The organism is Pectobacterium sp. IFB5596, from assembly GCF_021432585.1.
In the GTDB taxonomy this organism is placed as follows: Bacteria; Pseudomonadota; Gammaproteobacteria; order Enterobacterales; family Enterobacteriaceae; genus Pectobacterium; species Pectobacterium punjabense.
This window is the reverse complement of sequence record NZ_LXFY01000017.1, coordinates 18176-30663: the sequence shown is the minus strand read 5'-3', so window position 1 is coordinate 30663 and position 12488 is coordinate 18176. Positions and strand designations below refer to the sequence as shown.

8 protein-coding genes are annotated in these 12488 nt (G+C 49.8%); all 8 read left to right on the top strand.

Going from position 1 to position 12488, the window contains the following annotated elements; translation table 11 throughout:
- Nucleotides 1–274: 274 nt before the first annotated feature.
- The 8 genes from secE to rpoC all read left to right on the top strand — a co-directional run bounded on the left by secE (nucleotide 275) and on the right by rpoC (nucleotide 12472).
- Nucleotides 275–658: a preprotein translocase subunit SecE gene (gene secE, locus A6301_RS13175; RefSeq protein ID WP_113627923.1), complete on the top strand. Its 384-nt coding sequence runs from the start codon at nucleotides 275–277 to the stop codon at nucleotides 656–658.
- 1 nt (nucleotide 659) lies between these two features.
- Nucleotides 660–1205, top strand: a complete 546-nt coding sequence (nusG, locus tag A6301_RS13170; RefSeq protein ID WP_005970339.1) for a transcription termination/antitermination protein NusG — start codon at nucleotides 660–662, stop codon at nucleotides 1203–1205.
- 161 nt (nucleotides 1206–1366) lie between these two features.
- On the top strand, nucleotides 1367–1795 hold the full coding sequence (rplK, locus tag A6301_RS13165) for a 50S ribosomal protein L11 (protein ID WP_129710351.1): 429 nt from the start codon (nucleotides 1367–1369) through the stop codon (nucleotides 1793–1795).
- A 3-nt stretch (nucleotides 1796–1798) separates the two neighbouring features.
- A complete protein-coding gene (gene rplA / locus A6301_RS13160) occupies nucleotides 1799–2503 on the top strand; it encodes a 50S ribosomal protein L1 (RefSeq protein WP_010285494.1) in 705 nt (234 codons plus the stop codon).
- Nucleotides 2504–2820: 317 nt separating this feature from the next.
- Nucleotides 2821–3318 carry a 50S ribosomal protein L10 gene (gene rplJ / locus A6301_RS13155; protein WP_005970333.1) on the top strand — a complete coding sequence of 166 codons (498 nt, stop codon included), beginning with the start codon at nucleotides 2821–2823 and terminating at the stop codon, nucleotides 3316–3318.
- Nucleotides 3319–3384: 66 nt separating this feature from the next.
- Nucleotides 3385–3750, top strand: a complete 366-nt coding sequence (gene rplL / locus A6301_RS13150) for a 50S ribosomal protein L7/L12 (RefSeq protein ID WP_010285496.1) — start codon at nucleotides 3385–3387, stop codon at nucleotides 3748–3750.
- Nucleotides 3751–4076: 326 nt separating this feature from the next.
- Nucleotides 4077–8105 carry a DNA-directed RNA polymerase subunit beta gene (gene rpoB, locus A6301_RS13145; RefSeq protein WP_205540737.1) on the top strand — a complete coding sequence of 1343 codons (4029 nt, stop codon included), beginning with the start codon at nucleotides 4077–4079 and terminating at the stop codon, nucleotides 8103–8105.
- Nucleotides 8106–8248: 143 nt separating this feature from the next.
- The gene (rpoC, locus tag A6301_RS13140; RefSeq protein ID WP_107170962.1) at nucleotides 8249–12472 is read left to right on the top strand and encodes a DNA-directed RNA polymerase subunit beta'; all 4224 of its coding nucleotides are present in this window, start codon (nucleotides 8249–8251) and stop codon (nucleotides 12470–12472) included.
- Nucleotides 12473–12488: the final 16 nt, after the last annotated feature.

Here is a 12488-nt window from a genome sequence, read left to right as displayed (position 1 = left end):
AGTAGGCGCGGGCGTTGTTGCTAAAGTTATCGCTTAATCGCTGATAACATTTGACGCGACACGCGATAAAAGGGCATCATTTGATGCCCTTTTTCTACGCTGTCATGGTAGAACCTATCTCATCAGCGATTGTGAGATATAATCATTGGTGAGATAGGCTCTGTAGATACGGCGTAAATACCGAATTATTCGTTTTACAGAACATCTTTCGGTTTGGTTGCCCCGTAGTTGCGGGGCAAAGTTATTTGTCTGAATCATTGTGACAGGTTGGTTTATGAGTGCGAATACCGAAGCTCAGGATAGTGGGCGTAGCCTGGAAGTGATTAAGTGGCTAGCAGTAGGTACCTTGCTGGTCGTTGCAATTGTTGGCAATTATTATTACCGCGAATTTAGTCTTCCTCTGCGTGCATTGGCTGTTGTTATCCTGATTGCTGCAGCCGGTGGTGTGGCACTGCTGACCACGAAAGGCAAAGCAACCGTAGCGTTTGCTCGCGAAGCGCGTACTGAAGTACGCAAAGTAATTTGGCCGACTCGTCAGGAAACGTTACACACCACGTTAATCGTTGCCGCGGTGACTGCCGTGATGTCACTGATTTTGTGGGGACTGGATGGTATTCTGGTCCGTTTGGTATCGTTTATCACTGGCCTGAGGTTCTAAGATGTCTGAAGCTCCAAAAAAACGTTGGTACGTCGTTCAGGCGTTTTCTGGTTTTGAAGGCCGCGTAGCGCAGTCGCTGCGTGAGCACATCAAACTCCATAATATGGAAGAACTGTTTGGCGAAGTCATGGTTCCAACCGAAGAAGTGGTTGAGATCCGCGGTGGCCAGCGTCGCAAGAGCGAACGTAAGTTTTTCCCTGGTTATGTTTTAGTTCAGATGGTGATGGAAGATGCTAGCTGGCATCTTGTCCGTAGTGTACCTCGCGTTATGGGGTTCATTGGTGGCACATCTGACCGCCCTGCGCCAATTAGTGACAAAGAAGTGGATGCGATTATGAATCGTCTCCAGCAGGTTGGCGACAAACCTCGTCCGAAAACGCTGTTTGAACCGGGTGAAATGGTTCGCGTTAATGACGGTCCATTTGCTGACTTTAATGGTGTTGTCGAAGAAGTTGATTATGAGAAGAGCCGCCTGAAGGTGTCTGTCTCTATTTTTGGTCGTGCGACACCTGTTGAACTGGACTTTGCTCAGGTCGAAAAAGGCTAATTGCCTGACAGCACTTGCTGAAAATAGCTACTTGCCTATGGCGCGAAATTAACCTATAATTTCGCGCCTTTTGTTTTTTAGTGGCCTTAATGGCGACTGAAACGTATACAAACCACGGGGAGCCTTTTACGAGGCGCTATTACCCAATCGAGGAAAGTTAAATGGCCAAGAAAGTACAAGCCTATGTCAAGCTGCAAGTTGCAGCTGGTATGGCTAACCCGAGCCCACCAGTAGGTCCAGCTCTGGGTCAACAAGGTGTTAACATCATGGAATTCTGTAAAGCATTCAATGCTAAAACAGAAAGCCTTGAGAAGGGTCTGCCGACTCCAGTTGTTATTACCGTTTATTCTGACCGTTCTTTCACCTTCGTTACCAAAACGCCTCCAGCAGCAGTTCTGCTGAAGAAAGCGGCTGGTATCAAGTCTGGTTCCGGCAAGCCGAACAAAGACAAAGTAGGTAAAGTAACGAGCGCGCAGATTCGTGAAATCGCAGAAACTAAAGCTGCGGACATGACTGGTTCTGATGTAGACGCCATGGCGCGTTCTATCGCAGGTACTGCTCGTTCCATGGGCCTGGTAGTGGAGGATTAATAAATGGCTAAGCTGACCAAGCGCATGCGCGTGATCCGTGACAAAGTTGATGTAACTAAACAGTATGACATCAACGAAGCTGTTGCTCTGCTCAAAGAGCTGGCCACTGCTAAGTTCGTAGAAAGTGTAGACGTTGCTGTTAACCTCGGCATCGATGCACGTAAATCTGACCAAAACGTTCGTGGTGCAACCGTTCTGCCTCATGGTACTGGTCGTTCTGTTCGTGTTGCTGTCTTCACCCAAGGTGCAAACGCTGAAGCGGCTAAAGCTGCTGGCGCTGAGTTCGTGGGTATGGAAGATCTGGCTGATCAGATCAAAAAAGGCGAAATGGGCTTTGACGTTGTTATTGCTTCTCCAGATGCAATGCGCGTTGTTGGTCAATTGGGTCAGGTTCTGGGTCCACGTGGCCTGATGCCAAACCCGAAAGTGGGTACTGTAACCCCTAACGTTGCTGAAGCAGTTAATAATGCTAAAGCGGGTCAGGTTCGTTACCGTAACGACAAGAACGGTATCATCCATACCACTATCGGTAAGGTTGATTTCGATTCTAACAAACTGAAAGAAAACCTGGAATCTCTGCTGATTGCGCTGAAAAAAGCAAAACCATCTCAGGCGAAAGGCGTGTACATCAAGAAAGTTAGCTTGTCTACCACTATGGGCGCTGGCGTTGCCATCGACCAGAGCGGTTTGAACGCTGCTGCTAACTAATAGCTTTTGTTCCGCTTTACTCGGGTGTGGGATTTACCTATAATTTTACGCCCGTTGTTCCTGAAGTGGATCGACGCAAGAATTTTTCGGTTGGAGCCTGGCCTATCCAGGCCTCCGTCCAAGACCGCAGGTGTTTCGTAAGAAACTTAATTCTCCTGCGTAGACGGTGACAGAGCCTAAATAACGTTTTTCTTTTTTATAAAGAATAATTTTTTACTGGATTCTGCTCACCGTGTTTCAACGCTTATCTCTAATTTTGGCGATAAGTGAAGTGAGTTCCGGAGAGTTTCTCCGGCTAAATCCAGGAGCAAAAGCTAATGGCATTAAATCTTCAAGACAAACAAGCAATTGTTGCTGAAGTCAGCGAAGTAGCCAAAGGTGCGCTGTCTGCGGTTGTTGCGGATTCTCGTGGCGTTACCGTTGATAAAATGACCGAACTGCGTAAAGCAGGTCGTGAAGCTGGCGTTTACATGCGTGTTGTTCGTAACACCCTGCTGCGCCGCGTCGTTGAAGGCACTCAATTTGAATGCCTGAAAGACACGTTTGTTGGTCCGACCTTGATTGCATATTCTTTGGAACACCCGGGCGCTGCTGCTCGTCTGTTCAAAGAGTTCGCGAAAGCGAATGCAAAATTTGAGGTCAAAGCTGCAGCCTTTGAAGGTGAGCTGATCCCGGCGGCTCAAATTGACCGTCTGGCAACGCTGCCGACTTACGAAGAAGCACTGGCACGTCTGATGTCGACCATGAAAGAAGCCGCTGCTGGCAAACTGGTCCGCACTCTGGCTGCTGTTCGCGATGCAAAAGAAGCTGCTTAATAGCGCTTTCTTTTCTAACGCACTTGCTAACGTATAAACTATTTCTGATTCTTAGGAACAATTGTTATGTCTATCACTAAAGATCAAATTCTGGAAGCAGTAGCAGCTATGTCTGTAATGGATGTTGTTGAACTGGTTTCCGCTATGGAAGAAAAATTCGGTGTTTCTGCTGCTGCTGCTGTAGCTGTTGCTGCTGGCCCAGCTGAAGTTGCTGAAGAAAAAACTGAGTTCGACGTTGTACTGAAAGCTATCGGCGCTAACAAAGTTGCTGTAATCAAAGCTGTTCGTGGCGCAACTGGTCTGGGCCTGAAAGAAGCCAAAGATCTGGTTGAATCTGCTCCAGCAGTTCTGAAAGAAGGCGTGAGCAAAGATGACGCTGAAGCACTGAAGAAATCACTGGAAGAAGCTGGCGCAGAAGTTGAAGTTAAATAAGCCAACCTTTCAGGTTGCAGCCTGATTTATTAGGCTGATGGCTGGTGACTTTTTAGTCACCAGCCTTTTTGCGCTGTAGGGCATCAATGGGATTTCACACTGTTTAGCCATTGATTTCCCCAATATTTTTTTCTATTGACGACTTAATATACTGCTTTCCAGCATAGGTTCCTTGCCTAAGCAAGAGCAATGAAATGGTTTAAGAGTAATAGAAAGACGTATTACGGAAAGTTCTCTATTTTCCGACCAACATAAATAGTGTTGCATGAACTGTCCTTGTTAGGGCAGACAGAGTGGTTCGACTTGTCAGCTAGCTGAGGAACCCTATGGTTTACTCCTATACCGAGAAAAAACGCATTCGTAAGGATTTTGGTAAACGTCCACAAGTTTTGGACATACCTTATCTCCTTTCTATCCAACTTGACTCGTTCCAGAAATTTATCGAGCAAGACCCGGAAGGTCAGTACGGTTTGGAAGCTGCATTCCGTTCTGTTTTCCCTATAAAAAGCTATAGCGGCAATTCAGAGCTGCAATACGTTAGCTATCGCTTGGGCGAACCCGTATTTGACGTTAAAGAATGTCAAATCCGCGGTGTCACGTTCTCTGCGCCGCTGCGCGTTAAACTGCGCCTGGTGATCTACGAGCGCGAAGCGCCTGAAGGCACCGTTAAAGACATCAAAGAACAAGAAGTGTACATGGGCGAGATTCCGCTCATGACCGATAACGGCACCTTCGTGATCAACGGTACTGAGCGTGTAATCGTGTCTCAGCTGCACCGTAGCCCAGGTGTGTTCTTCGATAGCGACAAAGGTAAAACCCACTCTTCAGGTAAGGTGCTGTATAACGCACGTATTATTCCTTACCGTGGTTCCTGGTTGGATTTTGAATTTGATCCGAAGGATAACCTGTTTGTCCGTATCGACCGTCGTCGTAAATTGCCTGCGACCATTATCCTGCGCGCGCTGGGTTACTCCACCGAACAGATTCTGGATCTTTTCTTCGATAAAATTGTCTATGAAATCAATGGCAATAAATTGCAGATGGATCTGGTTCCTGAGCGCCTGCGTGGTGAAACCGCGTCGTTTGATATCGAAGCGAACGGTAAAGTTTATATCGAAAAAGGTCGCCGTATCACTGCGCGTCATATCCGTCAGTTAGAGAAAGACGGTATTGAGCGCATTGAAGTGCCTGTTGAATATATTGCTGGCAAAATATTGTCCAAAGATTATATCGATGAGAGCACTGGCGAACTGATCGGCGCAGCCAACATGGAGCTGTCGCTGGATCTGCTGGCGAAACTGAGCCAATCCGGTCACAAGCGTATTGAGACACTGTTCACCAACGATCTTGATCATGGTGCATACATGTCTGAAACCGTGCGTGTCGATCCGTCAAACGATCGTCTGAGCGCGCTGGTTGAAATCTATCGCATGATGCGTCCTGGTGAGCCGCCAACGCGTGAAGCAGCGGAAACGCTGTTTGAGAACCTGTTCTTCTCTGAAGACCGCTACGATCTGTCTGCGGTTGGCCGTATGAAGTTCAACCGTTCTCTGCTGCGTGACGAGATCGAAGGTTCCGGTATCCTGAGCAAAGATGACATCATCGAAGTGATGAAGAAGCTCATTGATATCCGTAACGGTAAAGGCGAAGTGGATGATATCGACCACCTCGGCAACCGTCGTATCCGTTCTGTCGGCGAAATGGCTGAAAACCAATTCCGCGTTGGTCTGGTGCGTGTGGAGCGTGCTGTAAAAGAGCGTCTGTCTCTGGGCGATCTTGATACGCTGATGCCACAGGACATGATCAATGCCAAGCCGATTTCGGCTGCCGTGAAAGAGTTCTTCGGTTCAAGTCAGCTGTCACAGTTTATGGACCAGAACAACCCATTGTCCGAGATTACGCATAAACGTCGTATCTCTGCATTGGGCCCAGGCGGTCTGACGCGTGAGCGTGCTGGCTTTGAAGTTCGTGACGTACACCCGACTCACTATGGTCGTGTTTGTCCTATCGAAACGCCGGAAGGTCCAAACATCGGTCTGATCAACTCCCTGTCCGTTTATGCACAAACCAACGAATACGGTTTCCTTGAAACCCCATATCGTCGCGTGCGTGACAACGTGGTTACGGATGAGATCCATTACCTGTCTGCGATTGAAGAAGGTAACTTCGTTATCGCCCAGGCAAACACCAATTTGGACGAAGAAGGCCGCTTCATCGACGAACTGGTTACCTGCCGTAACAAAGGCGAGTCCAGCTTGTTCAGCCGCGATCAGGTTGAATACATGGACGTTTCCACACAGCAGGTGGTTTCCGTCGGTGCATCTCTGATTCCGTTCCTGGAACACGATGACGCCAACCGTGCCCTGATGGGTGCGAACATGCAACGTCAGGCCGTTCCGACTCTGCGCGCCGATAAGCCGCTGGTTGGTACCGGTATGGAACGTGCCGTTGCGGTTGACTCCGGTGTAACTGCTGTAGCCAAACGTGGTGGTACAGTACAGTACGTAGATGCATCCCGTATTGTAATCCGCGTTAATGACGATGAAATGTATCCGGGCGAAGCCGGGATCGACATCTATAACCTGACCAAATATACCCGTTCGAACCAGAATACCTGCATCAGCCAGATGCCATGTGTGTCTCTGGGTGAGCCGGTAGAACGTGGTGACGTTCTGGCAGATGGCCCGTCCACCGATCTGGGTGAACTGGCGCTGGGTCAGAACATGCGCGTGGCATTCATGCCATGGAATGGTTACAACTTCGAAGACTCCATCCTCGTTTCCGAGCGTGTGGTTCAGGAAGATCGCTTTACGACCATCCACATTCAGGAACTGGCCTGTGTGTCTCGTGACACCAAGTTAGGGCCTGAAGAAATTACTGCAGACATCCCGAACGTGGGTGAAGCAGCACTTTCTAAACTGGATGAGTCCGGCATCGTTTATATCGGTGCTGAAGTCACCGGCGGTGACATTCTGGTTGGTAAAGTAACGCCGAAAGGTGAAACCCAACTGACGCCAGAAGAGAAACTGCTGCGTGCGATCTTCGGTGAGAAAGCGTCTGACGTTAAAGACTCTTCTCTGCGTGTACCAAACGGTGTTTCCGGTACGATTATCGACGTGCAGGTCTTTACCCGCGATGGCGTGGAAAAAGACAAACGTGCGTTAGAAATCGAAGAAATGCAGCTGAAGCAGGCTAAGAAAGACCTGACTGAAGAGTTGCAGATTCTGGAAGCGGGTCTGTTTGGACGTATTCACGCAGTGCTGGTTTCTGGCGGCGTAGAAGCTGACAAACTGGACAAACTGCCGCGCGAGCGCTGGTTGGAACTGGGTCTGACTGATGAAGATAAGCAGAATCAGTTGGAACAGCTTGCAGAACAGTATGATGAGCTGAAGCACGAGTTTGAGAAAAAACTCGAAGCTAAGCGCCGTAAAATCACCCAAGGCGATGATCTTGCACCGGGCGTGCTGAAAATCGTTAAGGTTTATCTGGCTGTTAAGCGTCAGATCCAACCGGGTGACAAGATGGCAGGTCGTCACGGGAACAAAGGTGTTATCTCCAAGATCAACCCGATCGAAGATATGCCTTACGATGAGAACGGTACGCCGGTCGATATCGTACTGAACCCGCTGGGCGTACCTTCACGTATGAACATCGGTCAGATTCTGGAAACCCACTTGGGTATGGCTGCAAAAGGTATCGGCGAGAAAATCAACGCCATGCTTAAGCAGCACGAAGAAGTGACCAAACTGCGTGAGTTTATCCAGAGAGCCTACGATCTGGGCGACGATGTGCGTCAAAAAGTCGACCTGAGTACTTTCTCCGACGAAGAAGTTATGCGTCTGGCTGAAAACCTGAAGAAAGGTATGCCAATTGCAACGCCGGTATTCGACGGTGCAAAAGAGAAAGAAATCAAGGAACTGTTGCAGATGGGCGGTATCCCTACCTCCGGTCAGATTACCCTGTACGATGGACGTACCGGTGAGCAATTTGAGCGTCAGGTTACAGTGGGCTACATGTACATGCTGAAACTGAACCACTTGGTTGACGATAAGATGCATGCCCGTTCCACCGGTTCTTATAGCCTGGTTACTCAGCAGCCGCTGGGTGGTAAGGCGCAGTTCGGTGGTCAACGCTTCGGTGAGATGGAAGTGTGGGCGCTGGAAGCTTATGGTGCAGCTTATACCCTGCAAGAAATGTTGACCGTTAAGTCTGATGACGTGAACGGCCGTACCAAGATGTATAAGAACATCGTGGATGGCAATCATCAGATGGAACCAGGCATGCCGGAATCCTTCAACGTATTGTTGAAAGAAATCCGCTCGCTGGGTATCAACATCGAGCTGGAAGAAAAGTAATACCAGCTCGCTGTATTGCTGGCATTCGTCATAGGGACACCTGAACGTTGTTTTTAACGGCAATGTTGTTTTTAACAGCTATGTTGTTTTGAACAGCATTAGTTCAGGTGTCTATCAGGTCTAACTCCGACAGGAGCCAATCCGTGAAAGACTTATTAAAGTTTCTGAAAGCGCAAACTAAAACCGAAGAGTTTGATGCGATCAAAATTGCTCTGGCCTCGCCAGACATGATCCGTTCGTGGTCTTTTGGTGAAGTTAAAAAGCCAGAAACCATCAACTACCGTACGTTCAAGCCTGAGCGTGACGGCCTTTTCTGCGCCCGTATCTTTGGGCCGGTAAAAGATTATGAGTGCTTGTGCGGTAAGTATAAGCGCCTGAAACACCGTGGTGTTATTTGTGAGAAGTGCGGCGTTGAAGTAACCCAAACTAAAGTACGTCGTGAGCGTATGGGTCACATCGAGCTGGCTTCTCCGACTGCGCACATCTGGTTCCTGAAGTCACTGCCTTCCCGTATCGGTTTGCTATTAGATATGCCGCTGCGTGATATTGAGCGTGTGCTTTATTTTGAATCTTATGTCGTGGTTGAAGGCGGCATGACCAACCTTGAGCGCCGTCAGATCCTGACTGAAGAGCAGTATCTGGATGCGTTGGAAGAGTTTGGTGATGAATTCGACGCGAAAATGGGCGCCGAAGCGATCCAGGCTCTGCTGAAGAACATGGATCTGGAGCAGGAATGCGAACAGCTGCGTGAAGAGCTGACCGAAACTAACTCCGAAACCAAACGTAAAAAACTGACCAAGCGCATTAAGCTGCTGGAAGCGTTCGTACAGTCTGGTAACAAGCCAGAGTGGATGATCCTGACCGTTCTGCCGGTACTGCCGCCAGATCTGCGTCCGTTGGTTCCGCTGGATGGCGGTCGTTTTGCGACTTCCGACCTGAACGATCTGTATCGTCGCGTGATCAACCGTAACAACCGTCTGAAACGTCTGCTGGATCTGGCTGCGCCAGATATCATCGTACGTAACGAAAAACGTATGTTGCAGGAAGCGGTTGATGCGCTGTTAGATAACGGCCGCCGCGGTCGCGCGATCACCGGTTCTAACAAACGCCCTCTGAAATCTTTGGCCGATATGATCAAAGGTAAACAGGGTCGTTTCCGTCAGAACCTGCTCGGTAAGCGTGTTGACTACTCCGGTCGTTCTGTAATCACCGTTGGTCCATACCTGCGTCTGCACCAGTGTGGTCTGCCGAAGAAAATGGCACTGGAACTGTTCAAACCGTTCATCTACGGCAAGCTGGAACTGCGTGGTCTTGCTACCACCATTAAAGCTGCCAAGAAAATGGTTGAGCGCGAAGAAGCCGTCGTATGGGATATCCTGGACGAAGTCATCCGTGAACACCCGGTACTGCTGAACCGTGCACCAACACTGCACCGTTTGGGTATCCAGGCATTTGAACCGGTACTGATCGAAGGTAAAGCGATCCAGCTGCACCCGCTGGTTTGTGCGGCCTATAACGCCGACTTCGACGGTGACCAGATGGCTGTACACGTACCGTTGACGCTGGAAGCCCAGTTAGAAGCGCGTGCGTTGATGATGTCGACCAACAACATCCTGTCCCCTGCGAATGGTGAGCCAATCATCGTTCCTTCTCAGGACGTGGTATTGGGTCTGTATTACATGACGCGTGACTGTGTTAACGCCAAAGGCGAAGGCATGGTGCTCACGGGTCCTAAAGAAGCTGAGCGTGTTTATCGTGCCGGTCTGGCCTCTCTGCATGCGCGCGTTAAAGTGCGTATTACAGAAGAGATCAAGAGCATCGAAGGCGATGTTACGCATCAGACGTCGATTATTGATACGACTATCGGCCGCGCCATCCTGTGGATGATCGTACCGAAAGGTCTGCCGTACTCGATCGTTAATCAGCCTTTGGGCAAGAAAGCGATCTCCAAAATGCTGAACACCTGTTACCGCATTTTGGGTCTGAAGCCGACGGTTATCTTCGCTGACCAGACTATGTACACCGGTTTTGCTTACGCGGCGCGCTCTGGTGCTTCCGTAGGTATCGATGACATGGTTATCCCGGAGAAAAAAGCCGAGATTATCGAAGAAGCAGAAACCGAAGTTGCCGAGATTCAGGAGCAGTTCCAGTCTGGTCTGGTTACTGCGGGCGAACGCTATAACAAAGTGATCGATATCTGGGCAGCGGCGAACGAACGTGTTGCGAAAGCGATGATGGAAAACCTGTCCGTTGAGGATGTGGTTAACCGTGATGGCGTGGTTGAGCGGCAGGTTTCTTTCAACAGCATCTTTATGATGGCCGACTCCGGTGCGCGTGGTTCTGCGGCACAGATTCGTCAGTTGGCGGGTATGCGTGGTCTGATGGCGAAACCAGATGGTTCCATCATCGAGACACCAATCACCGCAAACTTCCGCGAAGGTTTGAACGTACTCCAGTACTTCATCTCGACGCACGGTGCGCGTAAAGGTTTGGCGGATACCGCACTGAAAACGGCAAACTCCGGTTATCTGACTCGTCGTCTGGTTGACGTTGCACAGGATCTGGTTGTGACCGAGGACGATTGTGGTACCCATGAAGGTATCATGATGACGCCGGTTATCGAGGGTGGTGATGTTAAAGAGCCACTGCGTGAGCGCGTACTGGGTCGTGTAACGGCTGAAGACGTGATCAAACCGGGCACCGCGGACATTCTGGTTCCACGTAACACGCTGCTGAACGAGCAGTGGTGTGACATGTTGGAAGAGAACTCCGTTGATGCTGTTAAAGTACGTTCAGTTGTAAGCTGCGAAACCGACTTTGGCGTGTGTGCCAATTGCTACGGTCGCGATCTGGCTCGTGGTCATATCATCAACAAAGGTGAGGCTATCGGGGTTATCGCGGCACAGTCCATCGGTGAGCCAGGTACACAGTTAACCATGCGTACGTTCCACATCGGTGGTGCGGCATCGCGTGCGGCTGCTGAGTCCAGCATTCAGGTGAAAAACAAAGGTAGCCTGAAACTGAGCAACGCGAAGTTCGTTATGAACAGCAACGGTAAACTGGTTATTACTTCACGTAATACCGAACTGAAACTGATCGACGAATTCGGACGTACTAAAGAAAGCTATAAAGTGCCTTATGGTGCGGTGATGGCGAAGGGTGACGGCTCAGAAGTTAGCGGTGGCGAAACTGTCGCAAACTGGGACCCGCATACCATGCCTGTGGTGACCGAAGTGAGCGGTTTCATCCGCTTTGCTGACATGATTGACGGTCAAACCATTACTCGCCAGACCGACGAACTGACTGGTTTGTCTTCTATCGTGGTTCTGGATAGCGCAGAGCGTACTGGTAGCGGTAAAGACTTGCGTCCAGCACTGAAAATCGTTGACGGTAAAGGTGAAGATGTACTGATTCCTGGTACTGATATGCCAGCTCAATACTTCCTGCCGGGTAAAACGATTGTTCAGTTGGAAGATGGCGTGCAGATTGGTGCCGGTGATACATTGGCGCGTCTCCCTCAGGAATCCAGTGGTACTAAGGATATTACCGGTGGTCTGCCACGCGTAGCCGACCTGTTCGAAGCACGTCGTCCGAAAGAGCCGGCGATTCTGGCAGAGATCAGCGGTATCATTTCCTTCGGTAAAGAAACCAAAGGTAAACGCCGTCTGGTAATTTCTCCGTTGGATGGCAGCGATGCTTACGAAGAGATGATTCCGAAATGGCGTCAGCTCAACGTGTTCGAAGGTGAAGTTGTAGAGCGTGGTGACGTTGTTTCCGACGGCCCAGAGTCTCCGCACGATATCCTGCGTCTGCGTGGCGTGCATGCAGTAACGCGTTATATCACCAACGAAGTTCAGGAAGTTTACCGTCTGCAAGGCGTTAAGATTAACGATAAACACATCGAAGTTATCGTTCGTCAGATGTTGCGTAAAGGCACCATCGTTGACGCGGGTAGCACGGAGTTCCTGGAAGGCGAACAGGCAGAAGTCTCTCGCATCAAGATTGCCAACCGTCAGTTGGAAGCGGATGGTAAGATCACGGCAACGTACAGTCGCGATCTGCTGGGTATCACCAAAGCATCTCTGGCGACCGAGTCCTTCATTTCTGCGGCATCGTTCCAGGAAACCACTCGCGTACTGACCGAAGCTGCTGTCGCAGGTAAACGTGATGAACTGCGTGGTCTGAAAGAGAACGTCATCGTGGGTCGTCTGATCCCAGCGGGTACGGGTTATGCGTACCATCAGGATCGTATGCGCCGCCGTCAGGCAGGCGAAGCACCTGTCGTGCCTCAAGTGAGTGCCGATGAAGCTTCTGCTAACCTGGCCGAACTGCTGAATGCAGGCTTTGGTAGCAGCGACGACGAGTAAGTCTCTTTACGCTGCA